The sequence below is a fragment of the Micromonospora qiuiae genome, from assembly GCF_016863555.1.
Taxonomy (GTDB): domain Bacteria; phylum Actinomycetota; class Actinomycetes; order Mycobacteriales; family Micromonosporaceae; genus Micromonospora; species Micromonospora qiuiae.
On sequence record NZ_BOPC01000048.1, the window covers coordinates 19,306 to 45,316 of the forward strand.

At 70.2% G+C, this 26,011-nt stretch carries 22 protein-coding genes and 1 pseudogene; 13 read left to right on the forward strand and 10 right to left on the reverse strand.

The annotated features are described in order from the left end of the window. Positions 1-969 carry a DUF1702 family protein gene (locus Vqi01_RS17785; RefSeq protein ID WP_204035927.1) on the reverse strand — a complete coding sequence of 323 codons (969 nt, stop codon included), beginning with the start codon at positions 967-969 and terminating at the stop codon, positions 1-3. Positions 970-1,235: 266 nt separating this feature from the next. Between Vqi01_RS17785 and Vqi01_RS17790 the strand changes: the two genes are divergently transcribed. The 3 genes from Vqi01_RS17790 (at position 1,236) to Vqi01_RS17800 (ending at position 4,543) form a co-directional block, all read left to right on the forward strand. Then, positions 1,236-2,111, forward strand: a complete 876-nt coding sequence (locus Vqi01_RS17790; RefSeq protein WP_372444374.1) for a helix-turn-helix domain-containing protein — start codon at positions 1,236-1,238, stop codon at positions 2,109-2,111. 76 nt (positions 2,112-2,187) lie between these two features. Then, a complete protein-coding gene (locus tag Vqi01_RS17795; RefSeq protein WP_204035928.1) occupies positions 2,188-3,549 on the forward strand; it encodes a nucleotide sugar dehydrogenase in 1,362 nt (453 codons plus the stop codon). Positions 3,550-3,553: 4 nt separating this feature from the next. Then, on the forward strand, positions 3,554-4,543 hold the full coding sequence (locus tag Vqi01_RS17800; protein WP_204035929.1) for an NAD-dependent epimerase/dehydratase family protein: 990 nt from the start codon (positions 3,554-3,556) through the stop codon (positions 4,541-4,543). 51 nt (positions 4,544-4,594) lie between these two features. On the opposite strand, the gene Vqi01_RS17805 is transcribed toward Vqi01_RS17800, so the two are convergent. Both Vqi01_RS17805 and Vqi01_RS17810 read right to left on the reverse strand, forming a co-directional pair. Beyond that, entirely contained in the window at positions 4,595-5,782 is a 1,188-nt protein-coding gene (locus tag Vqi01_RS17805; protein ID WP_204035930.1) for an acyltransferase family protein, read from the reverse strand. A gap of 287 nt (positions 5,783-6,069) precedes the next feature. After that, the gene (locus Vqi01_RS17810; RefSeq protein ID WP_204035931.1) at positions 6,070-6,792 is read right to left on the reverse strand and encodes a class I SAM-dependent methyltransferase; all 723 of its coding nucleotides are present in this window, start codon (positions 6,790-6,792) and stop codon (positions 6,070-6,072) included. 104 nt (positions 6,793-6,896) lie between these two features. Here Vqi01_RS17810 and Vqi01_RS17815 point away from each other — a divergent pair, with 104 nt between their 5' ends. Then, positions 6,897-7,286 (forward strand): ArsR/SmtB family transcription factor, encoded by a 390-nt coding sequence (locus tag Vqi01_RS17815; protein WP_204035932.1) that lies wholly within the window; start codon positions 6,897-6,899, stop codon positions 7,284-7,286. On the opposite strand, the gene Vqi01_RS17820 is transcribed toward Vqi01_RS17815, so the two are convergent. Continuing rightward, a complete protein-coding gene (locus Vqi01_RS17820; RefSeq protein ID WP_204035933.1) occupies positions 7,283-8,455 on the reverse strand; it encodes a glycosyltransferase in 1,173 nt (390 codons plus the stop codon). The two genes, Vqi01_RS17815 and Vqi01_RS17820, sit on opposite strands and share 4 nt — an antisense overlap. 172 nt (positions 8,456-8,627) lie before the next feature. Between Vqi01_RS17820 and Vqi01_RS17825 the strand changes: the two genes are divergently transcribed. The 3 genes from Vqi01_RS17825 to Vqi01_RS17835 all read left to right on the forward strand — a co-directional run bounded on the left by Vqi01_RS17825 (position 8,628) and on the right by Vqi01_RS17835 (position 10,655). Beyond that, positions 8,628-9,401 carry a class I SAM-dependent methyltransferase gene (locus tag Vqi01_RS17825; protein ID WP_204035969.1) on the forward strand — a complete coding sequence of 258 codons (774 nt, stop codon included), beginning with the start codon at positions 8,628-8,630 and terminating at the stop codon, positions 9,399-9,401. Positions 9,402-9,546: 145 nt separating this feature from the next. After that, on the forward strand, positions 9,547-10,089 hold the full coding sequence (locus tag Vqi01_RS17830; protein WP_204035934.1) for an SRPBCC family protein: 543 nt from the start codon (positions 9,547-9,549) through the stop codon (positions 10,087-10,089). Then, positions 10,086-10,655, forward strand: a complete 570-nt coding sequence (locus Vqi01_RS17835) for an SRPBCC family protein (RefSeq protein WP_204035935.1) — start codon at positions 10,086-10,088, stop codon at positions 10,653-10,655. The genes Vqi01_RS17830 and Vqi01_RS17835 overlap by 4 nt, the downstream gene beginning before the upstream one ends. Before the next feature lie 60 nt (positions 10,656-10,715). On the opposite strand, the gene Vqi01_RS17840 is transcribed toward Vqi01_RS17835, so the two are convergent. The 4 genes from Vqi01_RS17840 to Vqi01_RS17855 form a co-directional block, all read right to left on the reverse strand. Next, entirely contained in the window at positions 10,716-11,555 is an 840-nt protein-coding gene (locus tag Vqi01_RS17840) for an ABC transporter permease (RefSeq protein ID WP_204035936.1), read from the reverse strand. Further along, positions 11,552-12,538, reverse strand: a complete 987-nt coding sequence (locus Vqi01_RS17845) for an ATP-binding cassette domain-containing protein (protein ID WP_204035937.1) — start codon at positions 12,536-12,538, stop codon at positions 11,552-11,554. The genes Vqi01_RS17840 and Vqi01_RS17845 overlap by 4 nt, the downstream gene beginning before the upstream one ends. A 117-nt stretch (positions 12,539-12,655) precedes the next feature. Further along, the gene (locus Vqi01_RS17850) at positions 12,656-14,362 is read right to left on the reverse strand and encodes an ABC transporter substrate-binding protein (protein ID WP_204035938.1); all 1,707 of its coding nucleotides are present in this window, start codon (positions 14,360-14,362) and stop codon (positions 12,656-12,658) included. Between the two features lie 19 nt (positions 14,363-14,381). Beyond that, a complete protein-coding gene (locus tag Vqi01_RS17855; RefSeq protein ID WP_204035939.1) occupies positions 14,382-15,380 on the reverse strand; it encodes a methyltransferase in 999 nt (332 codons plus the stop codon). A gap of 202 nt (positions 15,381-15,582) precedes the next feature. On the opposite strand from Vqi01_RS17855, the gene Vqi01_RS17860 reads away from it, so the two are divergent. Genes Vqi01_RS17860 through Vqi01_RS17870 form a run of 3 tightly spaced genes read left to right on the forward strand, consistent with a single transcriptional unit; the run spans position 15,583 to position 19,815 of the window. Then, positions 15,583-16,911 carry an aminotransferase class V-fold PLP-dependent enzyme gene (locus Vqi01_RS17860; RefSeq protein ID WP_204035970.1) on the forward strand — a complete coding sequence of 443 codons (1,329 nt, stop codon included), beginning with the start codon at positions 15,583-15,585 and terminating at the stop codon, positions 16,909-16,911. A gap of 1 nt (position 16,912) precedes the next feature. Then, positions 16,913-18,586, forward strand: coding sequence for an ABC transporter substrate-binding protein (locus Vqi01_RS17865; protein WP_204035940.1), 1,674 nt, complete (start codon positions 16,913-16,915; stop codon positions 18,584-18,586). Beyond that, positions 18,583-19,815, forward strand: coding sequence for a DUF885 domain-containing protein (locus Vqi01_RS17870; RefSeq protein ID WP_204035941.1), 1,233 nt, complete (start codon positions 18,583-18,585; stop codon positions 19,813-19,815). The genes Vqi01_RS17865 and Vqi01_RS17870 overlap by 4 nt, the downstream gene beginning before the upstream one ends. 156 nt (positions 19,816-19,971) lie before the next feature. On the opposite strand, the gene Vqi01_RS17875 is transcribed toward Vqi01_RS17870, so the two are convergent. After that, positions 19,972-21,165 carry a macrolide family glycosyltransferase gene (locus Vqi01_RS17875; RefSeq protein WP_204035942.1) on the reverse strand — a complete coding sequence of 398 codons (1,194 nt, stop codon included), beginning with the start codon at positions 21,163-21,165 and terminating at the stop codon, positions 19,972-19,974. Positions 21,166-21,216: 51 nt separating this feature from the next. Continuing rightward, positions 21,217-22,243 (reverse strand): annotated as a pseudogene (locus Vqi01_RS17880) (aldo/keto reductase). 163 nt (positions 22,244-22,406) lie between these two features. Here Vqi01_RS17880 and Vqi01_RS17885 point away from each other — a divergent pair. From Vqi01_RS17885 to Vqi01_RS17895, 3 genes are read left to right on the forward strand one after another with little or no spacing between them, the layout of a single operon-like run. After that, positions 22,407-23,537, forward strand: a complete 1,131-nt coding sequence (locus tag Vqi01_RS17885) for a DegT/DnrJ/EryC1/StrS family aminotransferase (RefSeq protein ID WP_204035944.1) — start codon at positions 22,407-22,409, stop codon at positions 23,535-23,537. Between the two features lie 37 nt (positions 23,538-23,574). Continuing rightward, the gene (locus tag Vqi01_RS17890) at positions 23,575-24,756 is read left to right on the forward strand and encodes a nucleotide disphospho-sugar-binding domain-containing protein (RefSeq protein WP_204035945.1); all 1,182 of its coding nucleotides are present in this window, start codon (positions 23,575-23,577) and stop codon (positions 24,754-24,756) included. Positions 24,757-24,779: 23 nt separating this feature from the next. Beyond that, positions 24,780-25,985 carry a cytochrome P450 gene (locus Vqi01_RS17895; RefSeq protein ID WP_204035946.1) on the forward strand — a complete coding sequence of 402 codons (1,206 nt, stop codon included), beginning with the start codon at positions 24,780-24,782 and terminating at the stop codon, positions 25,983-25,985. Positions 25,986-26,011: the final 26 nt, after the last annotated feature.

Sequence of the window (26,011 nt, forward strand, 5' to 3'; positions counted from 1 at the left end):
TCAGCACCTCCCCAAGGTCACGAACTGCTGGGCGATCCGCTGCCGCCAGACCAGGTACGCCGGGACCGTCCCGTCGTGGTCGAGGCCGTCCGACGCGTGCTCGGTCACCTCGGCGGCCTGCGCCGCGGAGGTGCCGCAGAACACTTCGGTCGCGACGCCGGTGTGGTCGTTGATCAGGCCGGCACGCCGACGGGCCTGCGCGGCGAACGCGCTGCCCTGAGCCATGGCCGGTGCGTACGCCACGCCCCGTTCAGCCAGCCGGAGCAGCAGTTCGCGGCGGGCGCCGCCGGCGTATGTGGCGGCGAGCGCGGTTCCGCTGTACAGGTCCTCGCGCCGTTCGACGGGGAACTGGTCGATCGTGTCGGCGACCCGGTCGGGGTCGGCACCCGCCACGAACCACAACGCCCGCCCGACGCCCTGGTCGATGACCTGGCCGGTCCACCGCCCGGCAGGATCTCCCGGCCACGAGCCGATTCGGTCCCGGTGGCGTTCCCGCACGTATCGCTGAGTGTGGAAGTACGCCTGGTGGAAGCCGTATCCGTCGAGGGCCAGCCAGCTCAGCAGGCGGTCGGTCGGTTGGACCGCCCGCCACCGCCAGCGGGGCAGCCGGGCCATCGCCCACCCCAGCCCGACATGGACCATGTAGACGTGCCGATCGGCGGGACCGGCGAGGAATCGGGCAAGCCGGCGGCCACCGGTCAACCCGTCCAGCACGGCGAAGCCCATCGCAGCACCCTCGTACGCGAAGCCCCGCAGGTCGGGCTCGACCGTCTCCAGCCGCGCCGCGGCCTCGACGGGGCCCCGTTCACCCACCGCGTACCGGAAGCCGGTGAGGAAGTGAACGCCGACGGACTCCAGCAACTCGCGGCTGGCCTCGTCGCGGGCAACAAACCCGCGAGTGGCGAAGCTGGCCTCGGTTGTTTTCGGGGTCAGAAGGTTCTGACGAATGGTTCGCCAGTGGACGGGCATGGTTACTCCTGACGCGCGTCATCCGCAATAAAGCCGACCGATTCGGCAAATTGGACCCCGCTGAATAATCAGCCCCATCCGGGACCCGGTGTCGCCGTGCCGGTACCCGATCCATGTTTCACGGCGATCATCGGAGTTACTTCTCTCAACTTGCTCGGCTGGCCCACGAATTGCCGGCCGACCACCCCCAGCCAGCAATCAAGAAAACGTCAAGCACAGCCACGCACAATCCACAACGGTGCCCGATCGACTCCCAGGGAGTGCACGTGAAAACTACGCCAGGCGTGACGCGGAGCACGGTCGCCCATTCCCGTGCTGCCGCTGCGGCACGCGCCATCGAATACATGCGCGGTCATCTCGCGGAGCCACTGCAGCTTGCCGACCTGGCCCGGGTGGTTCCCTTCAGCCCGTTCCACTTCCACCGGCTCTTCCGGGACGTGACCTCGATGACTCCGGCCCGGTTCCTCGCCGCGCTGCGCATGGCGGAGGCCCGCCGACTGCTGCTGCACACCGGCCTCACGGTGTCCGCGATCACCGGTTACGTCGGCTACACCAGCGCCGGCACGTTCACCACCCAGTTCACCCGCCTCGTCGGCACCTCGCCCGGACACTTCCGCCAGTTGGCACGGCTGCTGGCCAGACGACCCTGCCATGTCCTGGCCCAGGCGCTGCGCCGGACGAGCACCGAAGTGGCCCGCCCCCGGCTGACGCTGCACCTGCCCGACAGCACCCCCGACGACCTCGTCCTGTTGGGCCTGCGCGCGGCGGGCGAGTCCAGTGAGGCGCCCACGGCGTGGGCGGCCTCCGCCGGCGGCACCGGCGTGCCGGTGGTGGCCCGTCCCGGCACGTACCACACCCGGGTCGTGCTGGTCCGCGGTCACAGCACGGTGGCCCGGGCCCTTGTGGACGAGGAGCCGAACAGCTATCTGGTGGGCACCGCGGACCTGCAAATTTCCCAGGACGGCGGGGCCCGTGCCCGCATCGCGATCCAGCCTCCCCGCCCCACCGACCCACCCACGCTGGCGATCGGGCCGGTGTGCCGACTGGTCGAGACGCTCATCGGCCGGGTCGCACCGGGGCGCTGGTCAGGACCGGCTCGGCCGATCAGCCGTCACGCGCCAGCCACCCCGGCCATCGCCTGACGGCGGTGACCTGACGGGTTCGCCCGACGGTGACCGGCCCGCGACGCTGTGAACAGGAAGGCGGTTCCGGACAACCATGCCATTCGATCCCGTTTCCGGACGCGTGTCCGCGCTGAAGGCCGCCGTCGTCGGCGCCGGTTACGTCGGCACCTGCCTCGCGGTCGCGCTCGCCGAGCGCGGCGCCGAGGTGGTGGCGATCGACAGCGACGAGTCCTTGGTGGCCGACCTGCGGGCCGGCCGGTGCCGGCTGCCCGAGCCCGGCCTCGCCGCCGCCGTGGCCGACCTCCGCGCCGTCGGGCGACTCACCGCGAGCAGTTCGTACGACGTGGTGGCCGGCGTCGACGTGGTGCTGGTGACCGTCGGCACGCCGACCGACCCGCGGGGCGAGATGGTCGCCGACCAGTTGGTGGCGGCCTGCGAACAGCTCTCGGGGTTCCTGCGTGCCGGGCAACTGGTGATCGTCAAGTCGACGGTCTCCCCCGGCACCACCCGCACTCTCGTCGCGCCGTTGCTGGAACGCGGTGGGCTGGTCCGCGAATGCGACTTCTGGCTCGCCTTCTGCCCGGAACGGCTGGCGGAGGGCGCCGCCCTGGCCCAGGTGCGCAGCCTGCCGGTCGTGGTGGGCGGGGTCGGTCCCCGCTCGGCCGCGGCGGCCGAGCACTTCTGGCGCTCCAGCCTGGGCGTCGAGGTCCATCAGGTGCCGTCTGCCGAGGCGGCCGAGGTGGTCAAGCTGGCCACCAACTGGTGGATCGACGCGAACGTGGCGGTCGCCAACGAGCTGGCACGGTACTGCTCGGCGCTCGGCGTGGACGTCCTGGACGTGACCGGCGCGGCCAACACCCTGCCCAAGGGCAGCAGCATGGTCAACCTGTTGATGCCCGGGGTAGGGGTCGGTGGCTCGTGTCTCACCAAGGACCCGTGGATGGCCTGGCGGGACGGCCGCAGTCGAGGCGTCCCGCTACGCACGGTGGAGACCGCCCGGGCGGTCAACGACGACATGCCCCGCTACACCGCCTCGCTGATCGCCGACGAGTTGCTCAAGCTCGGCCTGGACCGGTCGGACACCACGGTCGCCGTGCTCGGCGCGGCTTTCAAGAGCGACACCGGAGACGTCCGCAACACCCCGGTACTGGGCGTGGTGGCGGCGCTGCGCGAGGCCGGTTTCCGGGTCCGGATCTTCGACCCGCTCGCCGATCCGGCGCAGATCGAGGCCCGCTTCGGCCTCGCACCGGCGGCGAGCCTGGCCGAGGCGGTCGTCGGGGCCGGCTGTCTCGCCTTCCTCGCCGGACACCGCCAGTTCCACGACCTCGACCTCAGCACCCTGGCCACTCAGGTGCACCGCCCCTGCCTGTTCTTCGACGGGCGCATGCACCTGGCGCCGACGCGCATCCGCGAGGTGCTTCGGCTCGGCTTCGCCTATCGCGGTATCGGGAGGTGACATCGTGCCGAGGTCCTTGGTGACCGGCGGCTTCGGCTTCGTCGGCAGTCATGTGGTGCAACGCCTGCTCGACCGGGGTGACGAGGTGGTGGTCTACGATTCCGCCGACCCGCCGCCGGACCTGGCCGGAGCAGCCGCTGACATCCGGCACGTACGGGGCGACGTCCGTGACGCGACGGCGCTGACCGCTGCCGCCACCGGCGTGGACGAGATCTACCACCTCGCCGCCGTCGTCGGTGTCGACCGGTATCTCAGCCGGCCGCTGGACGTCGTCGAGGTCAACGTGGACGGCACCCGCAACGCTCTGCGGGCCGGCCTGCGCTCCGGTGCCCGGGTGCTGGTCTCCAGCACCAGCGAGGTGTACGGACGCAACCCCCGGGTGCCGTGGCGGGAAGAGGACGACCGGGTGCTCGGCAGCACCGCGACCGACCGCTGGTCGTACGCGACGAGCAAGGCCGCGGCGGAGCACCTCACCTTCGCGTACCACCGGCAGGAGGGACTGCCGGTGGTGGTGCTGCGGTACTTCAACGTCTACGGCCCGCGGCAGCGGCCCGCGTACGTGCTCAGTCGCACGATCGCCCGACTGCTACGCGGTGATCCACCGGTGGTGTACGACGACGGCCGGCAGACCCGCTGTTTCACCTGGGTGCACGAGGCGGCCGAGGCGACCCTGCTCGCGGCGGCGCACCCGCGGGCGGTCGGCGAGTGTTTCAACATCGGCAGCACCGTCGAAACGCCGGTGGCCGAGGCGATCCGGCTGGCCGCCGCGGTGGCCGGGGTGACGGTGTCGGCCCGGACGGCGGACACCGGTGCCGGCCTGGGGGCCCGTTACCAGGACATCCCGCGGCGCGTACCGGACTGCGGCAAGGCCGCCAACCTGCTCGGCTGGCGCGCTGAGACCCCCTTGGAGACCGGCCTGCGCCACACCGTCGAGTGGGCCCGGCGCAACCCCTGGTGGGCGGCGCAGGCTGATGACGGATTGGTCGCCCGGTAGCCGGAGCACGGCAGCGCCGCCCGTACGGTCACGGAGGGGTTCAGGGTGCGGTCAGCCCTGTCCGGGAACGACGGTGGCAGGGCGGACCTGCCCGCCGAGGCTGGGCCTGTCCCCGGCGACGCGGGCCCGTGCGTAACGGCGACGGAGCGGTTCCTCCACCCAGCGGTGCAGACCGATCGCGACGGCGATCGACACCAGCAACATCGCGCCCGCGACCAGGAAACCCACCCCGGCGCCGAAGCGCTGATCCGCACCGATCAGGTGCCGAATGATCAGCATGATCGGGAAGTGGATGATGTACAGCGCGTACGACGCGTTGCCCAGGGCGACCAACGGCCGGGAGCGCAGCACCCGACCGCGACCCTCCAGGTCCGCGTGGGCCAGGTTCGCCACCAACGCGAACAGGGGCAGGAACAGCGCCGCGCTGAAGATGAAGGTGAACGGCAGCATCGGGGTCAGCAGGAACGCTAGGATCGTGGAGACCACCAGCTTCCACCGGGCGACCCGCCGCCAGCGGCCGGTCTGCACGATGCGCGCCAGCACCATGCCGAGTAGGAAGTTCAGCAGCCGGACCGGAGGGAAGGTGTAGACGAACCAGTACTCGGTGAGGTTGAACGGCAACCAGTCCAGTTGGGCGACGCCGGGCAGCAGCGGGCTCAGTGCCGAGATCAGCAGGATCCCCCCGATGATCGCGAAACACCAGCGCCACAGCCGCTCGGCCGGGATGCGCAGCACCAGCGGCAGCAGCATCGGGAACAACAGGTAGAAGAAGGCCTCGGTCGAGATCGACCAGGCCGGGGCGTTCAGGTAGGACAGGTAGTCCCACGACGGCACCCAACCCTGCACCAGCAGCAGGCTCGCCACCGCCGGGCCGGGCCGCAGGTCGGTGGAGAATCCGCTGACCGGCGACGGCGCGCTGGCGACCAGGACGAACGCCACCGCGACACCCCAGGCGAGCACGTGCAGCGGCACGATCTTCCAGAACCGGCGACGCCAGAACCGGATGGCCCGGTCCATGGCCGGCGCCGACCAGGTCAGCACGAAACCGCTGAGGGTGAAGAAAGTGGCCAGGGCGGCCGACGCCAACGGTGTGGTCAGGCCCATCCCGAGTTGCAGCGCCTCGCTGGCGAAAAGCTGCGACGTGGAGAGCAGGTGCACCGCCGCCACGGTGAGGGCGAGGAAGAAGCGATAACCGGTGAGTGCCGGCAGGTGGTGTGGTCGTGCGTCGGTGTGCGTCACGTCGCTCCTCGGATGGACAGGGCCATGCCCTGAACCGCCGGATGCCGCCCGTCCATCCGCACCATCGGCGGGTGCCGACAATCGGGCTGAGTCTTTCGTCGTATCTGCCGACGAAACAGGATCAATCCGTCTGGCCGGCAAACGTCCAACGTCATGCTGATCAGTTACGGTGAATGCGACGATGACATGCGAACCGGCGCTGACGCACCGTACTATTGGCCGGTTCGTCGATCCGTAGAGCGAGGTTGTGACGCCGAGGAGGCGATCGCGTCCATCCGTTTTCCGGGTTACTCATTCACCGGATCACGAGTGGCCACGAAGAGGCCTCGTCCAGTTAACCAACCGGTCACATATGAACCGTCGCATCCGGCGGCGGCGAACGCGTCAAGATACTCGTCACGAGTGAACATCGCGAGCAGGCCGACCTGGGTGAACTCCCGGATGCCGTGGGCGTCGCACACCAGCCAGCGCTCCTCCATCCGGGTGAACCGGCCCTGCCGCGTCGAGCGCGAGACCCGAGCCACGACCCGGTCCGGCTCCCGCATCAGGTCACCGCCGAGGTGACCGTCGATGAACCGATCCGGGAACCACCAGGGCTCCACCACCAGCACGCCGTCGGGCGCGAGATGCCTGGCCATCGTGGCGACGGCCGCCCGCATCTCAGCCACCGTGCCGAGGAAGTTGATCGCGGTGAAGAGGCAGGTCACCGCGTCGAAAGTGACACCGAGCCGGAAATCACGCATGTCACCGGCGTGCAGCGCCACCCCGGGCAGCCGGCGGCGGGCCACGTCCAGCATGGCCGGTGCGATTTCCACGCCCTCGACGTGGGCGAACCTGTCGGCGAACGATTCCAGGTGCGCTCCGGTGCCGCAGCCGACGTCGAGCAGCCGAGTCGCACCCGGACGGACGGCCAGTATCCGGTCGGCCACGTCGGTGGCCTCTGCCTGCCAACTCTTGCCCCGGCTACGATAGGTCGCTTCGTACACTGCGGCGTGTTGTGGCCCGAACATTCCTCCCCCTCCCGGCACCACCGGCCGTCGACGGTGGCGTTCGGCGGTGCCGGGACAAGCGCCGACCTGCCGCCTTTATAACCACCGTCTGATATTGTCGTGCCGTGCACGCGTTCGACGTCCTGGGCGAACCCGTCCGCCGCCGCATCATCGAGCTGCTGGCCGATGGCGAGATGTCGGCCGGCGAGGTCGGCGCGATCGTGCAACGCGAGTTCGGAATCTCCCAGCCCGGTGTCTCCCAGCACCTTCGCGTGTTGCGGGAGAACGGCTTCACAACGGTGCGTCCGCAGGGCACCCGCCGCCTCTACGCCGTCGATCCGGCACCGCTACAGGAACTGGACCACTGGCTGGAGCGCTATCGCAGTTTCTGGAACCAGCGCCTCGACGCCCTGAGCACGGAGATCGCGCGGGGTCGCTCCCGCCGCCGACCCGACAGTGGCGAGTCGCCGTCCGACCGCCGGACCCGCCGTCGGTCCGGCGGCACGGGCGGCTAGGCGAACTCGGGCAGCCGGCGGGCGACCTCGTCGGGGGCCGGCATCGCGGCGATCTCGGCAGCGACCGCCTTCGCCGCCGTCCGGTAGCTCTCGTCGGCGATCAGCCGCCTCGCGGCGTCCGCCACCGCCTCGGCGTTGACACCGTCGGGCAGCAGGTGGTCACCGGCCTTCGCCTGGGCCACAGCTTGGGCGTTCGCGAACGAGTCACCCGCCCAGGGAAAGGAGAGCTGCGGCACACCGGCGTCGAACGCGCCGATGGTGGTGCCGCTGCCACCGTGATGGACCACCAAATCGACATGGGGAAGCAGCGCCGCCTGCGAGACCCACGACTCCAGCCGCACGTTGGTCGGCACCTCGCCGAGCTGGGTGAGATCGAGCGACGGGCCGCCCGCGACGAGGACGTCGACATCCAGGGTGGCCAGCCCGTCGATCGCGGCCCGCAGCACCTCGACGGTGCCACCGCTGGAGGTGCCCAGCGTCAGGTACACCAGGGGCCGGGACCTGGCCCGCGCGAGTACCCAGTCCGGGACGTCGGGCCGCTCGGTGAACGGCACCGGGCGCAACTCGTACCGCTCCGGGCGGGAGCGGAACGCCGGCTCCTGCAACGACGGCGGGTAGATGTCGAGGAACGGGTTGCCGAAGGCGTCGATGCGCCCGGGCGGCAGATCGATGCCGAGTCGAGCCGCGAGCCGGCCCACCTCGTCCTCAATGGAGCGTGTCAGCTCGTCCGGGGTGTCGCGGCCGACCCCGTGGCAGATGGTCGGAATGCCAGCCTTGGTGGCGGCCAGGCCTGCGCCGTAGTTGCTGATCTCCTGCACGACGAGGTCGGGTCGCACCCGGTCGAGCACCGGTTGGAGCTGGTCGAAGATGCGCTGCGGCATCACCTGCCCGAACACGATCTGGGGAAGCTCGCTGAGCTGCTCGGGCGTCAGCCCCTCAGGGCTGTCGGTGTCAAAACGGATCCGTAGCGCCGCCAGGAAGCCGTCGAAGACCGGCATCCCGGTGGCGACCGGCTCGAAGCCCTGGGCACGCAACGTCTCGGCGAAGCCCTCACCGGTGGCGAAGGTGACCTCGTGGCCGGCGTCCCGAGCGGCGGCGGCCAACGGCAGGAGCGGGTAGGTGTGGCCGTGTGTTCCGAGACTGGCGAACAGCACACGCACGTCGATCACTCGCCTTTCATGGGTCGACAGTCCACTTTACTCATATCTAGCACAAGCCTCACGGATCAACATTGTCGCAGCTTGCGCAACTCTTGTGACAAGCAACCTCACCATGTTGTGCCAGCCGAGGCTCCTGAATTACGCTTGAAAATATAAAGTGATCTACGTCTGGGAGGCCTCCATGGGCAGCGGTGACGGTCAAGACCTGCGCGCCTTCGTGCACGACTCGGCCGAGGAGACGGACACGACTCAGCGCCTGACGAAGCTCTTGACCAACTCCCCCATCCCGACCGAGGAACTGGTCAACAACCTTCCCCTCTTCCTGCGCCGGCACCAGTTGACCGACCTGCTCTCCATGGACCACCTCTACCGCGAGGTCCTGGACGTACCCGGCGTGATCATGGAGTTCGGTGTCCGGTACGGCCGCCACCTCGCCACCTTCACCGCGCTGCGTGCCCTCTACGAGCCATACAACCCGTTGCGGCGCATCGTCGGCTTCGACACCTTCACCGGGTTCCCGGACGTCAACGAGGTCGACATGGTCGGCCCGACCGCCTACGAAGGCCGGTTCGCGACTCCCGGGGGCTACCCGGCGTACCTGCGGGAGGTCCTCGACGCCCATGAGTGCAGCGAGTTCTTCGGCCACGTGACCCAGCGCAGCGTGCTCGTGGAGGGAGACGTACGCGAGACGGTGCCGCGCTACCTGGCGGAGAACCCGCAGACGGTCATCGCGCTGGCCTACTTCGACCTGGACCTCTACGAACCGTCCAAGGCGGTGCTTCAGGCGATCCGTCCGCACCTGACCAAGGGCAGCATCATCGCCTTCGACGAGTTGGACAACCCCAAGTGGCCAGGGGAGAACATCGCAATGCGGGAGACCCTGGGCCTGGACCACGCGACGCTGCGCCTGATCCCCGGCCGACCGGCACCCGCCTACCTGCGATGGGGCTCCTGAACCCCGCGTGTCCACCGCATATCGAGCCGACCGGGCGGAATACGTATAAACTGCGGCTTACGTTTGCGTCGACTTATGGAGAGGTGATCGAGCCGCGGTCACGCGGACCGTCCGCCTCCCGCACAGCGACAGTGAGGACGGAGACATGCCACAGGAGAAGACCGCGTCCGCCACGCGCACGGCGGCCAAGAGCACCACCGCCCGGAAGCCGAAACTGCCGAACTACGATCCGTTCGTCCGGCACAGTGTCACGGTCGCGACCGACCGCAGGACCGCCTTCAAGGTGTTCCTGGAGGACTTCCCGCAGTGGTGGCCGGCGAACTTCCGCACCACCAAGGTCGGTGCCCCCCTGGGCGTCGACCCCAAGAAGGGCGGCCGACTCTACGAGATCGACGAGCAGGGCGAGGAACACACCTTTGGCCTGATCCGCACGGTGGACGCACCGGACACCTTGGCCGTCGGCTGGCGACTCAACGGTTTCGGCCGCATCGACCCGGACAACGCCAGTGAGTTCACGGTGACGTTCGTGCCGGACGGTCAGAAGAAAACCCGGGTCGAGGTCGAGCACACCCACTTCGACCGGATGGGCACCAAGCACGCCAAGCGGGTGCGCAACGGCATGGACAAGGGATGGCCCACGATCCTCGCCTCCTTCGAGAAGAGGATCAAGGAGGTGACGGCGAAGTGAGCGACCTCAACAACCCGGTGGCCTCCGGCCAGCCGACCGAGCGGCTCATCGGCCGCCGTTCGATCCCCGCCGGCGACGCCCGCAGCGTCATCATCCGGCAGCGCTACGACGCGCCGATCGAGGAGGTCTGGAGCGCCTGCACCGACCCGAACCGGATCAATCGCTGGTTCATCGAGCCGAAGGGGGACCTACGCCAGGGCGGCACCTTCGACCTGCCGGGCAACGCCCACGGCGACATTCTGCGTTGCGAGCCGCCGCGGCTGCTCACCCTCAGCTGGATCTACGGCGACAAGCCCGACAGCGAGGTGGAACTGCGGCTCAGCGAAGACGGCTCCGGCGCGCTGCTCGAACTGGAGCACGCCACGGTCTCCGACCCGATGCTCATCGAGGTGGCCGTCGGCTGGGAGATGGCCCTCGACTTCCTGAGCATGTTCCTGCGCGGCGACCTGCCCGGCGTCTCCGTCCCCGAGGACGCCGCCGAGGAGTTCGAGCCGAGCCCCGAGATGATGCGGATCGCCCAGGAACGCGGCCAGACCTGGGCCGCCCTGGTCAACGCCGGATCCTGACCCGCTCAACGACGCCGGCCCCGGTTCCCGCAACGGAACCGGGGCCGGCGTCGTCGGAGGTCAGCGCTGCTTGCGGTTGTAGAGCAGGGCGGTCGGCGTCGCGAACACGACAATGAGCGCCGCACAGGCGAGCAGACCCGCCGTGAGATCACCGCCAGACAGATCACCATGCATCAGGCCACGGGTGGTGGTCGCCGCATGAGTGACCGGGTTGAGCTTCACCACCGCCTCGAGCCAGCCCGGCATGGTCTGGGAGGGGGCCAGGATGTTGCTGCCGAACAGCAGGATGAACTGGAGCAGGTTGACCACACCGGCCGCGGCCGTGGGCTGCGGGATCAACACCGCGAAGAACATCCACAACCAGCTCACGCTGAAGGTGAACAGTTGCAGGTAGAGCAGTGCCAGCACCACACCGGCGAAGCCACCGTCCGGGCGGAAGCCCAGCAGCAGGCCCAACGCCAGCGGCACGACCGAGGTCAGCGCGTACCGCAGGACGTCGCCGCCCATCGTGCCGACGAGCACCGCCGGCTGCCAGATGGGGGTGGAGCGGACCCGATCGAACATGCCAGTCGCGATGTCGCGGTTGAGCGTCAAGGCACTCATCATGCTCGACGCCACCAGCGACAGAACGATCACGCCGGGCAGGAAGAACTGCAGATAGTTCCCCGGCGTCCCGGCGATCGCGCCACCGAGCAAATACGTGAAGACCAGCGTCAGGATCACCGGGAACACCACGGCGGTACCGAGGTGGTCCTGGACGTACTTCAGCTTGATCAACGTCCGCCAGGCGAATGTACGGCAGGCGAAGAGGACACCCGGAGCGGGTGGCCGTTGCAGACTGGGCACCGACCGACCGGGAAACTCGGCCGCCGGCCGAGCCTGGGTGCTCGATGATGTCATGCCCGAACCTCCGCTTCCTCTTCTCGGGTGTCGTCCAGCGTGGAGTGACCGGTGAGCGCGAGGAACACCGTGTCCAGCGACGGCTGCCCCAGGGTGAAGTCCTCGACGCTGATCCCCGCGCGGGCCAACTCGCCCAGGGCGCGCGCGGCCTGGTCGGCGTCGGGAATCTTCACCAGCAGCCGGGACGGGTCGGAATCGGCATCCACGCCCGCGCCGATCGCGCGGGCGAGCAGCGTGCCCGCCTCAGCGCGGCGGGACGGATCCGTCAACAGCACCTCCAGCACGCCGTCGGCGCGGCTGGTCTTCAGCTCGGCGGGCGTCCCGCGGGCCACCACCCGCCCGTGGTCGATCAGGGTCAGGTCGTCAGCCATCTGGTCGGCCTCGTCGAGATACTGGGTGGTGAGCAGGATGGTGCCGCCGTCCTGGACGAGCACCCGGATCATCTGCCAGACCTCGCTGCGGCTGCGCGGATCGAGGCCGGTGGTCGGCTCGTCGAGAAAGAGCAGCTCGTGCGTCACCACCATGCTCGCGGCCACGTCGATGCGCCGTTTCTGGCCACCGGAGTAGGTCTTGACCAGCCGATTACCGACCTCAGTCAGCTCGAACGCCTCCAGCAGCTGCTCGGCGCGGGCGGTAGCCGGGCGGTGCCGCAGGCCCTGGAGGCGGCCGGCGAGGATCAGATTCTGAAGGCCGGTCATGTCCTCGTCGAGCGCCATGGTCTGCCCGGTCAGGCCGATCCGGCGGCGCACCGCCGACGCCTCGCGCACCACGTCGTGACCGAACACCTGGGCATTGCCGGAGGTGGGCTGCAGCAGGGTCGCCAGGATCTTCATGGCGGTCGTCTTGCCGGCGCCGTTGGGGCCGAGTACACCGTGGATCGTCCCGGTACGCACGGTGAGGTCCAGCCCGTCGAGGGCGCGCGTCTCCCCGTAGACCTTCACCAGCTCATGGGTCTCAATGGCCAGCGCTGGATTGCCTGTCATGCTCTCTCCCGTCGCGTCACAGCGAACTCGGGCAGTCGAGATCTTGCCCGGACCAAGCTACAGAAGCTACTTATATCATTCAAGCCTGCTATTAGTCGCGACGACAATAACGCCGAGTCAGTCCGGCGGGTCCAGCCACAGGTTGGCCGCGTCGTACCAGCGGTCGACGTGCGGGAGGGGAATCGCGTCACGTACCCGCGCGCTGGTCAAGTGCTCGATGGTCGGCTCGCAGACCAGGATCGGCACGATCGCCACGTCGGCGAGGACCTGCCGGTCGACCTGGTGCCACAGTGCCGCCGCCGAGTCCTCGTTGGGCGCGGAGAGGGCGCGGTCGATCAGGTCGTCCACCAACGGATTGTGGTAGCCGCCGTAGTTCGCCGTACCGACGGCGGTGTTGCTCTGGAACATGGGCTGGACGTAGGACCGGCCGTTGTTGCCGAACCAGTCGGGCATGAAGGCCGCCGGGGTGATGTCCCACTCCCCCGCTGCCGCCCGTTTCGGATCCTGGAGGATGCGGTAGTACTCGTCGGTCTGGTCGATCTCCACCAACCGGCAGTCGATCCCGCCCGCGGCCAGGTCCTCGGCGATCGCCTTCGCCACCTGGCCGTGCACCGCGTCGATCCGGTAGATCATCGTCAGGGTGAGCCCGTGCGGATAACCCGCTTCGGCCAGCAGTCGGCGACACCGCGCGCGGTCACCCCGGTCGCCGGGGGTCGGGTACGGGTCGTAGTCACGGTGGCCGACGTTGCCGGGCGGGATGACGCCGTGCGCGGGACGGGTCACCGTGCCGATTCCCATGTCGTCGAAGAACCGGACCAACCGTGCCTTGTCGATCGCGTACGCGATGGCCAGCCGAACCTCCCGTCGACGCAACGCGCCCGCCTCACGCGGACTGTTCAGGTTGAAGACGAGGTAGGGGTTGAGGGCCCAGCCGAGGTTGCGGTCCGCCTCGGTGCGTCGGCGTGGCCGCCCCACGGCGGCGCCCCAGGACAGGTCCGCCCGACCGCTGGCGATCTCGTCGCGGACCCGCTCGTCGCTGACCCGGGCCATCCGGACGTCGATTCGGTCCACGTACCGGCGGCGGATCGGGTCGGCGTCGGGCCGCCAGGCCGGGTTGTGCGCCATGGTGAGGTGGCTGCCCGGGACGTAGGAGGTGATCCGGTACGGACCGTTGGAACGGACCTGACCGACGAACTCCGGGCTGTCCGGGACGAGCTGGTCGTACTCGTGCGGCGCCGCCGAGGCGAACGGCATCGCCAGCAGGTTGAGCAGATCGTTGGCGGGCCTCCGCAGCTCGATGACCAACGTCCGGTCGTCGACCGCCCGCAGGCCGGCAATGTGGTGACCGTTCTGGTAGTCCGCGAGCTCCGCGGCGGTGGGTGTGCGGCCGGCGAAGCGAGCCCGGTAGCCCTCGGCGAACTGCGCCATCCCAACGATGGTGCTGGTGTAGTAGGCGAGGGCCCCCGCGCCGGCGACCGGATTCGCCATCCGCTTGAAGCCACGGACGAAATCGGCGGCGGTGACCGCCCGGTGCGGGCTGGTGTCCCAGTACACCCCGTCGCGCAGCCGCAGGGTGTAGCGCCGGCCGTCGGCGCTCAATCCTCCGTTGGCGACGGTGGGCAGCTCGGCGGCGACGTCCGGGATCGGCACCAGCGCCCGCGCGTCCTCTGTGGTCGGATAGCTGAACAGCTGTCGGGCGAAGAGCCGGATCACCTGGTGGGAGAAGGCGTAGTAGGCGGCGGCGGGATCGAGGTGGTCAAGCCCGCCAGGGCCGTAGAAGCGCAACGTGCCGCCGTGGCGGGGACGTGGGCGGGGATCCGGCACGGTTCGACGACCTTCCCGCTCAGGCCGGCACGCCGACTGCTACGGACATGGCCGACCGGGTGGTCACCACCCGCTCCAGGCGAAGGCCGGCGGCGGTGAACAACGGTTCGAGTTCGGCGGCTGTACGCTCCTGCCCGGTGCGCGCGGCAAGCATCATGAAGTCCATCTCCTTGCTCTGGTGGGGGTCGTTGCCCTCCGGGACGACCGCGTCGACCACCAGCACCCGGCCGTGCGCCGGCATCGCGCGGCGGCAGTTGGTCAGGATCCGTACGCTCCGCTCGTCGTCCCAGTTGTGCAGGATCCGCTTGAGCACGTGCACGTCGGCGTGGGGTGCCTCGCCGAGGAAGTCACCGGCCACGACCTTCCAGCGCCCGGCCACGTCCGGCTCGTCGAGCCGATGACGGGCGACCACCTCGGCGCGGTCCAGCAGGATTCCCTGGAGCCCGGGGTGCTCGCGCAGCACGGTGAGCAGGAAGCCGCCCCGCCCGCCGCCGACGTCGGCGACCGTGCCGGTATCGGGGAAGAGGCCGGTGCGGGCGAGGATCAGGTGCTCGGCGGCGCTGACCGTCTCCATGCCCTCGTAGTAGAGCGCCTCGGTCTCCGCGTCGTTGTCGAAGTAGTCGTTCAGCGAGCGCCCGAAGATCTCGTCGAACGCCGGTCGGTGCACCCCCATCGCGTCGGTCACCCGGTGGCTCATCGTCCAGAACATCGTGTCGGTGAACATGAGGATGCCGGCCCGCGCCGGCACCGGGGAGTCCGACCGCAGCGCGGCGCCCTTGTCGGTGAGGGCGAACCGGCCCTCGTGCTCCTGCACCACGTCCCGCGCGGCGAGCAGTCGCAGCACCCTGCGCAGCCCCTCGGCGTCGGTGCCGGTGGCGGCGGCCAACTCGGCCGCGGTGCGCGGCCCGTCGGCCAGGTGGTCGGCGACGTTCACTGTCGCGGCCGCCCGCAGCGCCGCCGCATAGGTGTACCCCATCGCCTCCTGGTAGAGGGCCAGCGCCGACTGCAACCTGTCCATGTCTCCTCCGGGGCCCGATCGCGACTGCCGCACACGCCTGCCCGGATGCTATACCGGAATGAAGTGGATGGCAGCGCCAGATCTCAATAAGCGCAACTTGCGCGATAGCGGGATCGCTTTTCGCTTGAGAAAATGATTGCTCTGAACGTCGGACCGGAACGCCGCCTCTGCGGCCTCCGGACCCGCCGTCGGCTACGAAGGGATCACCGTGAGCCATACCGTGGAGTCCCCCGGCTCGGCAACCGTCCCGGCGTCGGTGCCACCGAGCCCGTTGCGCACCGCGTCGTGGGCCCGCATCAGGGAACTGTTCGCCCTGGACCCGACGACCGTGCACCTCAACACCGGAACCGTCGGCGCCATGCCGTACGAGGTCCTCGACACCGTCGACCGAGTCACCCGACAGTGGACCGGCGGACTCCTGGACGTCTACCGGCCGGCCATGTTCACCGAGTACCGGGCCTTCATCGGCAGGACGTTCGGCGTGGACGAGGACGAGATCGTCATCTGCCACAACGCGACCGAGGGCGTCGCCCGGGTCATCCACGGACTGGACCTGCGTGCGGGTGACGAGGTGGTGACCACCACCCACGAGTGCTACTCGGTGCTGTCCAACTTCAACCTGCTGCGTAACCGGCACGGCATCGTGATGCGCACCGTCACCCCGCCGTCGGGCCACGACGTGCGGGCAGAGGAGATCATCGATCTGGTCGAGTCGGCGATCACGCCGCGCACCAAGGTACTGTCGTTCGCGGCGATCACCCTTTTCACCGGCACCATGTTCCCCGTCCGGCAGCTGTGCGAACTGGCGCACCGGCACGGCCTGACCACCGTCATCGACGGCGCCCTGATCCCCGGCATGCTCGACGTCAACCTGCGCGACTACGGAGCCGACTTCATCACCTGCTCCGGCTCGAAGTTCCAGTGCGGGCCCCTCGGCACCGGCCTGATCTACGTCCGCAACAAGGTGGTCCCCGAGTCCAACCCGCTGCCGTTGCCCACCTTCTGGCCGCTCATCTCGACCTGGTACCCGATGATGGGCAGCCCGCCGCCGCGTACCACCAACGAGGTGGCCAGCTACAACATGGGCGACTACCTGCAGAGCGCCGGCAGCGCCAACCTGGCTCGCGGTGCTGCGTTGACCCGCGCCTTCGAGCTGTGGGACGACATCGGGCGGGACCGCATCGAGCGGTACGTCATGGATCTCGCCGAGTACGCGCGCGGCCGGCTGATCGAGGCTTTCGGCGAGAAGGCCATGTATTCCCCCGGAGTCGACCCCCGGCTGCGCTCACCGCTGATCGCGTTCAACCCGTTCCGTCGCCCCGAGGACGCCTGGAACATCAAGAAGTTCATCACCTTCGTCAAACGGCTGGAGACCGAGCACCGGATCTGGACCCGTTGGACCGAGTTCGACGTCCCCGGATCCCCGCACCAGCACTACGCGGCACGCATCACCACGCATCTGTTCAACACGCGCGACGAAATCGACCACAGCGTCCGGACGATGGTCCGCCTTGCCGAGGAGATGTCCTGAGGTGACCCAGGCACGCAGCGCAGCGACCAGCACACCCGGTACCCGGCAGCGGCACACCCTGCGGTTGCTCGGTACCACCGCCGTCCACCAGGCCGACCCGGCCGCCGCCTGGTCCCCCGCCGAGCGCCAACTGCTGCGCCTGACCACACGGCAACTGGTCAGCTACCGAGGGGCGGCCGACCCGACCGACTGGCGGGCCCTCGGCCCGGTCGGCGACCTGGCGGTCGACGTGCCGTCCACCTACAACGCCGGGCTCGGCGCCAGCCACCGCTCATACGTGGCACACCTGCGCCCGGACGTCTGGTGGGACACCCCGCAGCCGAGGCGGATCACCGCTCACGACGTCGTACGCGGCTTCAAGCGACTGGCCAACCCGGTGACCCGCCATCCCGCCCTGCCCTATTTCCGCGGCACGGTGCGGGGCATGGACCGGTACTGCGACGAGTACGCCGCCGCCGTCGCCGGCCAGCCGATCACCGCGGCACTGCTGGCCGCCTTCGCCAACGCCCACGACCTGCCCGGCGTGTTCGCCCTCGACGACGAGACGGTCGTCATCGAACTCCTCCGCCCGGCGTTGGACTTTCCCGACATGCTCGCCCTGACCTGCGCCTCCCCGGCCCCCGCCGAGTACGACGCGTACCTGCCGGGCAGCCCCGAACTGCACGCCCACCTCGTCGCCAGCGGTCCGTACCGAATCGCTGCCTGGCAGCCCGGGGACACCATCCGGTTGGAGCCGAACCCCACCTGGCGTCCGGAGAGCGACCCGGTGCGGCACCAGCGGTTCGACGCCGTCGAGTTCCGGGTGTCCGGCGACGGTCCGCGCCGGCTGGCCGACCAGATCTCCGCCGACGTGGCCGACCTGCCGTGGGGGGTGCCCGTCGGCCAGGTGAGCGGGTACCGGGCCGACCCGTTCCTGGTGTTCAACCTGCGCGACCCGGCCAACCCGGCGGTGGCCACGGCAGCCGTGCGGCGGGTGATCGCCGACGCGATCGACCGGTCCGCGCTGGCCCGGATCGCCCGCGCCGACGACCCGTGGTCGGAGATCCGCGAGGCGTACACCGTGGTGCCGCCGGGCAACGACGCACACCTGCCCCCGGACCCGCCGGCCGAACCCCCCGCGCACGGCTCACCCCGCCAACGGCTCGCCGTCGCCGGCCATCCGGACGGACTCGTCCTGACCGCGGTGCACCCCGACCGCGCCGAGGAACTGGCCCTGGCCCGCGCCTGGGCCGCCGACCTGGCTACGGCCGGCATCGAGGTGCGGCTGGTGGCCCTGAACGAGGCGGCACACCGGGCGCTGCTCACCGGTGCCGCAGGCGCACCGGCCCAACGTTGGGACGTCAGCACCACGTCGTGGGCGGCGCCGTGGGGCTACGGCAACGCGCGGGTGTTCCTTCAACCGCTGGTGGATGGCACACGGCCCAGCGGTTACCGCGACGAGGAGGCCGACCGGATGGTCGAGCAGGCGGTCGACGCCGCCGATCCCCGAACGGCCGTGGCGTGCTGGCAGCAGGTGCAACGACGGCTGCTGGCCGACGCGGCGGTCGTCCCCCTGCTGTTCCGACGCCCCACCGGCGCGGCACCGCGCGGGCCGCGAGTGCGCGGCGCCGATGCCCTGCCCTCACTCGGTGGACTGGCCGACCTCGGCGAGGTCCGCCTGGGGAGCGAGCGGTGAGCACCGGCGAGGACGTCGTCGCCGACTACCTCACGCTCGGGCTGCGGATGGGCCGGCTCGTCGACGGCTACGTCGACTGTTGGTTCGGCGACCCGGAGCTGGCCGCCCGGGTCGCCGCCGAGCCGGTGCACGACCCGGCGATGCTGGCCCGGCAGGCCGGTGAGCTGTTGGCCCGGCTGTCCGACGCGGACCTGCACGCCGACCGCCGGCGGTTCCTCACCGCCCAGGTACGCGCCGTGCACTGCGCCGCGCGGCGGGCCGCCGGTGAGCCGATCGGTTTCCTCGACGAGGTGCGAACCTACTTCGAGGTCGAGATCGGACTCGGCGACCCGGAGCGGTACGCGGCGGTGCACGACGCGATCGGCGCGCTGCTGCCCGGCAGCGGCACCCTGATGGAGCGGGTGGAGGAGTTCTACGCCCGCAACGTAGTGCCACCGCACCGGCTGGGGCCGGCGGTACGGGCCGTCGCCGACGCGCTTCGCGAGCGTGCCCGGCCGCTGCTGGGGCTGCCCGCCGCCGAGCAGGTGGAGATCGAGGTGGTCCGCGACCGGCCGTGGAACGCGTTCAACCGCTACCACGGCGGGTTCCGCTCCACGGTGACCCTGAACGAGACGGCGGGCCGCACGATCGCGGTGCTGCCGTTGATGGCGACCCACGAGGCGTACCCCGGTCACCACGCCGAGCACTGCCTCAAGGAAGCCGGACTGGTCCAGCAGCGCGGCTGGGACGAGCACCGGATCGCCCTGATCAACACGCCGCAGTGCCTGGTGGCCGAAGGTACCGCCGACCATGGCGCGACGGCCCTGATCGGTCCCGGTTGGGGACGGTGGACCAGCGACCTGCTGGCCGACCAGGGCGTCACCGTCGAAGGTGAGCTGGTCGAACAGCTGGTCGCACTGGTCAACCAGCTCATGCCGGCCCGCCAGGACGCGGCGATCCTGCTGCACGACCAGGGCGTCCCACCCGACGATGTCGTGACCTACCTGCACCGGTGGCTGCTGCTGCCCCGGGACCGGGCCGAGCAGATCGTCACCTTCCTGGTCGATCCCTTGTGGCGGGCCTACTCCACCACCTACGTCGAGGGTGCCCGGCTGGTCGGCTCGTGGTTGGCCGCCCGGCCGGCCGAGGTGCCGTTGATCGAGCGGTATCGCACTTTGCTGACCGAGCAGGCGCTGCCCGGCCAGCTGCACGACGACATCGTCGCGGAGACGACCGTCCGGCGCCCATGACCCGCTGATCCGGCCCCCGGCTCCCTGGGTGCCACCGAGCGGTCGGTGGCCGGCGCTGCACCCTGTTCCCGGCGGCGCAGCCCTCGACGCATCCGGTTCGCCGACGAGGGCGCAAGCGTCCGAGCCCGCCAGGCGGCTCGGCCACGCGGGCCGGCGTCACCGGTGCCGGGACAGATACGCCTCGGTCGCGTCGGCGGCGCGTACCGCGCCGCCGGCCTGCCGCACCTGCTCCCGCATCGCCGCCACGCGCCGCGCCAGCGCAGGGTCGCCGGCCACCCGCTCGACAGCGGCGAGCAGCGCCTGCCCGTCGGCCTTCTCCCCGGGCAGAAGCACACCGAGACCGAGTTGGTCGACCCGGCGGGCCATCGGCTGCACATCGAAGGATTGCGGCACGACGACCAGTGGACGCCCCCAGTGCAGCGCTTCCATCAGGGTGCCCATGCCACCGTGCGTCACGCAGACGGTCGCCCGCTCCAGCACCTCCACATGCGGCACCCACGGGTGCGCCTCCACATTCGGTGGCAACTCACCGAGCTGCGCCGGAGCGACCTGGTCGCCGAGGGTCATCACCACGTGCCAGGGCTGACCGGCGAACGCGCGGGCACAGTCGCGGAAGAACTCCGGCCGGTCGTTGAAGGTGGTGCCCAGCGACACCAGCACGACCGGTCGGTCGTCGGCGGGCGGCGTCCACCGCCCGAGAAAGCGTCGTTGCCCGAAACAGGGCCCCACGAACTCGAATCGTTCGTCGAAGCTCTCCCCGGCGATCTGGAACGCCTTCGGCACGAACACCAGGTTGAACTGCTCGACGTGCTGCCAGCACGCCACCACCGACCGGGGCGAACCGTGCTCGGCGAGCAGTGCCGCCAGGTTGTCCCGGAACGCCGGGAGGTCCAACGGGTCGATCGTGCCGGCCAACTCGATCATGTCCTGGGAGAAGGAGTAGTGCTCGTTGGAGGCGAAGGCGGCGCTGAGCCGGCCGGCCGGCCGATCCCACCGGGCGGCCAGCAGCTGCCCGGCGATGAACGGGAAGTCGTCGTAGAGAACCAGGTCCGGGACGTCGTCGTCGAGCGCGGCAGCGGTGGCCCGCAGCACCGACATGTTCTCCCGCAGATACATCAGATGCGGTCGGACACCGAGGTCGTCGGCACCGAAGACCTCGGCGGCGTCGGCGTCGATGATCTCCGAGGCGTACGGCACCACGGTCGCGCCGGCCGCCGCGACCGGCACGGCGAACCCGCCCGCGGTGACGTAGCTGACCCGGTGTCCACGCCGGACCAGCTCGGTGACCACAGCCAGGGTGGGCAGGACCAGACCGTGGCTGGCCACGTTGACGAACAGCAGATGGGCCACCGGTCGACTCCGTCCGTGGTCGCGTCCCGCACCGGGCGGCACGGGTTCAGGTCAGGACATCCAGGCGTCCGGTGCCGGACCACCACGCCCCGGCGGCGGGAACAGCTCGTCCAACCGGGCCAGTTCGTCGGCCGCCAGTGGCCGGTCCAGGGCGCGCAGGGCACCGTCGAGGTGCTCCGGCGTACGGGGACCGACCACGGCGGCGGTCACTCCCGGCCGGTGCAGCACCCACGCCATGCCGACCTCGGCCGGGTCCCGCCCGAGGTCGGCGCAGAAGCGCTCGTACGTCTCCAGCGCCGCGCGGTGGCGGGCCAGCCCTTCAGCGGCCCTCCCCTGGGCGGATTTCACCGCCGTGCCCTCCGCCCGCTTGCGCAGCACGCCACTGAGCAGGCCGCCGTGCAGCGGTGACCAGACCAGCACGCCGATGCCCTCGGCCGCGGCGGCCGGTAGCACCTCCAACTCGACGTACCGGGTGACCAGGTTGTAGACGCACTGCTCGCTGGCGAGACCGAGCAGCCGGTGTCGGCGAGCGGCCTCCTGCGCGCTGACCAGGTCCCAGCCGGCGAAGTTGGAGGAACCCACGTAGCGGACCTTGCCCTGGCGCACCAGTTGCTCCATGGCCTGCCAGATCTCGTCCCAGCCGACCTCCCGGTCGACCTGGTGCATCTGGTAGAGGTCGATGGTGTCGGTCTGCAACCGACGCAGCGACGCCTCGCAGGCGGCGATGACATGCCGGGCGGACAGGCCTCGGTCGTTGGGGCTGTCGCCCATCGGATTGCCCACCTTGGTGGCCAGCACCACCGAGTCGCGGCGGGACGGATCCTTGGCCAGCCAGCGGCCGATCATCTCCTCGGTCCAGCCACGGTGGACACGCCAGCCGTAGATGTCCGCGGTGTCGACCAGGTTGACCCCGCAGGTCCACGCATGGTCCAGCAGCCGGTGGGCATCCGCCTCGTCGACCCGCCCGCCGAAGTTGACGGTCCCGATCGCGACCCGGCTCACTCGCAGGCCGGTCCGGCCGAGCCGGACATGCAGCGACGCCACCCGTACCTCCCCTGTGCCGGGCCGGATCCGACATCCGACGACCTCCATACACAATATAGATTTATGAAGCATGTGACGTGGGCTGATGCAAGGTCCGCAATCACGAAGAACGGATAACGTCACTGGACGCGCTTCCGCCCTTGACCTCCCCTCATCAATCACTTGAGAATCATGTTGCACCTATCGAGGGGGGCGCGATGATCCCGTTGTCCAAGGTCGCCATGTCACCGGACGTCGGCCGACGCGTCTCCGCCGTGCTGCACAGCGGACGTCTGGAGCACGGGCCGACCGTGGCCGAGTACGAGGCGGCAGTCGGCGAACGCATCGGCAACCCCCGCGTCGTGTCGGTCAACTGCGGCACCGCCGGACTGCACCTGGCCCTCAGCCTCGCCGCCCGCCCCGGGCCCGGTGAAGCCGATCGGGCCGATCCGGGTGAGGTGCTGAGCACCCCCCTGACCTTCGAGGGCACCAACTGGCCAGCCCTCGCCAACGGGCTGCGGGTGCGCTGGGTCGATGTCGACCCGGCGACGCTCAACGTCGACCTCGACGATCTGGCGGCCAAGATCTCACCGGCCACCCGGGCCATCGTGGTCGTGCACTGGCTCGGATACCCCGTGGACCTCAACCGGCTCTCCGCCGTGGTGGACCAGGCCGCAGCCAGGTACGGTCACCGGCCCCTGATCATCGAGGACTGCGCGCAGGCGTGGGGGGCCACCTACCGGGGCAACCCGCTCGGCACGCACGGCAACATCTGCGTGTTCAGCACCGGCGCGATCAAGACCCTCACCACCGGCAGTGGCGGACTGGTGGTGCTACCCGACGACGACCTGCACGAGCGGCTGCGGCTCCGCCGGTGGCTGGGCATCGAGCGAGCCTCGGACCGGATCACCGGCGAGTACGACGTGACCGAATGGGGTTACCGGTTCGTCCTCAACGAGATCGGTGGCGCGATCGGCCTGTCCAACCTGGAGCACGTCGACGATCTGCTGCGCCGGCACCGTGAGAACGCCGCCTACTACGACAAGGAGTTGACCGGTCTCGACGGCGTCGAACACACCGAACGCGCCGACGACCGGGAGCCCTCGTTCTGGGTGTACCCCCTGAAGGTGCGCGACCGCCCCGCCTTCATGCGCCGGCTGCACGAGGCCGGCATCGCCAGCAGCGTCATCTCCCGCCGCAACGACGCGCACAGCTGCGTGGCGTCGTCACGAGTCCACCTGCCCGGCCTGGACTCGGTGGCCGACCGGGTGGTCTACATCCCCGTGGGCTGGTGGCTCACCGGGGAGGACCGTTCCCACGTCGTCGAAACGATCAGATCCGGCTGGTGAACCACGCCAGCCGCCACCCGACCCGAAGGGCACCGACATGCGCGTCCTGTTCGTCTCCTCCCCCGGTATCGGTCACCTCTTCCCCCTGATCCATCTCGCCTGGGGTTTCCGCACCGCCGGCCACGACGTGGTCATCGCGCTGGCCGAACACGCCCAGAAGGCCGCCGCCGCCGGTCTGGAGGTGGTGGATGTGGCCCCGGACTACAGCGCGGTCAAGGTCTTCGAGCAGGTGGCTAAGGACAACCCGCGGTTCGCCGAGACGGTCGCCACCCGCCCCGCCATCGACCTGGAGGAGTGGGGTGTGCAGATCGCCGCGGTCAACCGGCCGCTGGTGGACCGCACCATCGCCCTCGCCGACGACTTCAAGCCCGACCTGGTCGTCTACGAGCAGGGCGCGACCGTCGGGCTGCTCGCCGCCGCGCGCGCCGGAGTGCCCGCCGTCCAACGCAACCAGAGCGCCTGGCGCACCCGGGGCATGCACGTCTCGATCGCCTCCTTCCTGACCGACCTGATGGAGAAGCACCAGGTCACCCTGCCCAAGCCGAGCGTGACGATCGAGTCGTTCCCGCCGAGCCTGCTGCTGGAGGCCGAGCCGGAGGGCTGGTTCATGCGCTGGGTGCCGTACGGCGGTGGGGCGGTCCTCGGCGACCGGCTGCCGGCGCCCCCGGCCCGCCGCCCGGTGGTGGCCATCACGATGGGCACCATCGAACTCCAGGCGTTCGGCATCGGCGCGGTGGCGCCCATCATCGCCGCCGCCGCCGAGGTGGACGCCGACTTCGTGCTGGCGCTCGGCGACCTCGACATCACCCCGTTGGGCAAGCTGCCGCCGAACATGCGTGCGGTCGGCTGGACCCCACTGCACACGCTGCTGCGGACCTGCACGGCCGTGGTGCACCACGGCGGTGGCGGCACGGTGATGACCGCGATCGACGCAGGTCTGCCGCAGTTGCTCGCCCCCGACCCCCGCGACCAGTTCCAGCACACCGCACGGGAGGCGGTCAGCCGACGCGGCATCGGCCTGGTGAGCACCGCCGACAAGGTCGACGCTGACCTGCTGCGGCGGCTGATCGGGGACGAATCGATGCGCGCGGCGGCGCGTGAGGTCCGCGACGAGATGCGGGCGCTGCCCACGCCGGCGGAGACGGTACGGCGCCTCGTCGAGCGTGTCGAAACTGAGCCGGCTCACGCCGCCCGCCGGCCCGTCCGGCGGAGGGCGTGACCAGCCACCGGAGGGAAAACCTCGTGTTGGCCGATGCCGTGACCGCGTTCGATCCGACCGCCGTCGACGTCCAGCGCGACCCGTACCCGTCGTACCACTGGCTGCTCCGACACGATCCGGTGCACCGGGGTGCCCACCAGGTCTGGTACGTCTCGCGTTTCGCCGACGTCCGCGCGGTACTCGGCGACGAACGGTTCGCCCGTACCGGCATCCGCCGATTCTGGACCGACCTGGTCGGGCCCGGCCTGCTCAGCCAGATCGTCGGCGACATCATCCTGTTCCAGGACGAGCCGGACCACGGCCGGCTACGCGGGGTGGTCGGCCCGGCCTTCTCCCCATCGGCGTTGCGCCGCCTGGAGCCGATGATCGAGGCCACCGTCGACGATCTGCTGCGCCCGGCGCGGGCCCTGGGCGCGATGGATGTCGTGGCCGATCTGGCGTATCCGCTGGCACTGCGTGCGGTGCTCGGGCTGCTCGGCCTGCCGGCTGACGACGCCGACGCGGTCGGCTGCTGGTCGCGTGCGGTGGGCCGGACGCTGGACCGGGGCGCCACCGCCGAGGACATGCGGCGGGGGCACGCGGCCATCGCCGAGTTCACCGACTACGTCGAGCGGGCGCTGGCCGAGCGGCGCGACGACGGTGCGGACCTGCTGGCCCTGATGCTCGCCGCCCACCGCAGCAGGCTGATGAGCCGTAACGAGATCGTCAGCACCGTGGTCACCTTCATCTTCACCGGTCACGAGACAGTGGCCAGCCAGCTCGGCAACGGCCTGCTCAGCCTCCTGCACCACCCGGAACAGTTGGAGCTGGTGCGCCGACGGCCGCGCCTCGTACCACAGGCGGTCGAGGAATGCCTACGCTTCGACCCGGCGGTGCAGTCGAACACCCGGCAGTTGACCGCCGACGTCGAGTTGCACGGCCGGCGGCTACGCCGCGACGACATCGTGGTGGTCCTCGCCGGCGCGGCCAACCGGGACCCCGGGCGGTACGACCGGCCCGACGAGTTCGACATCCGCCGCGACCCCGTCCCGTCGATGTCCTTCGGGGCGGGCATGCGCTACTGCCTCGGGGCGTACCTGGCCCGACTTCAGCTGCGCACCGCTCTCGGCGCCATGGCCACGCTGCCGGACCTGCGCCTGGCCACCAGCCCGAACGAACTGGCCTACCAACCTCGAACGATGTTCCGCGGTCTCGCGAGGCTGCCGGTCGCGTTCATGCCGGCCGGCTGAGCCCCGCCGGCGGTCCGACGTACGCG

What these genes read in the sequence shown, in the direction of transcription:
- Vqi01_RS17785 (WP_204035927.1), bottom strand. Translation starts at nt 969, where the DNA reads ATGCCCGTCCACTGGCGAACCATTCGTCAGAACCTTCTGACCCCGAAA.
- Vqi01_RS17845 (WP_204035937.1), bottom strand. Translation starts at nt 12,538, where the DNA reads ATGACAGGCAATCCAGCGCTGGCCATTGAGACCCATGAGCTGGTGAAG.
- Vqi01_RS17840 (WP_204035936.1), bottom strand. Translation starts at nt 11,555, where the DNA reads ATGACATCATCGAGCACCCAGGCTCGGCCGGCGGCCGAGTTTCCCGGT.
- Vqi01_RS17795 (WP_204035928.1), top strand. Translation starts at nt 2,188, where the DNA reads ATGCCATTCGATCCCGTTTCCGGACGCGTGTCCGCGCTGAAGGCCGCC.
- Vqi01_RS17890 (WP_204035945.1), top strand. Translation starts at nt 23,575, where the DNA reads ATGCGCGTCCTGTTCGTCTCCTCCCCCGGTATCGGTCACCTCTTCCCC.
- Vqi01_RS17830 (WP_204035934.1), top strand. Translation starts at nt 9,547, where the DNA reads ATGCCACAGGAGAAGACCGCGTCCGCCACGCGCACGGCGGCCAAGAGC.
- Vqi01_RS17855 (WP_204035939.1), bottom strand. Translation starts at nt 15,380, where the DNA reads ATGGACAGGTTGCAGTCGGCGCTGGCCCTCTACCAGGAGGCGATGGGG.
- Vqi01_RS17810 (WP_204035931.1), bottom strand. Translation starts at nt 6,792, where the DNA reads ATGTTCGGGCCACAACACGCCGCAGTGTACGAAGCGACCTATCGTAGC.
- Vqi01_RS17825 (WP_204035969.1), top strand. Translation starts at nt 8,628, where the DNA reads ATGGGCAGCGGTGACGGTCAAGACCTGCGCGCCTTCGTGCACGACTCG.
- Vqi01_RS17885 (WP_204035944.1), top strand. Translation starts at nt 22,407, where the DNA reads ATGATCCCGTTGTCCAAGGTCGCCATGTCACCGGACGTCGGCCGACGC.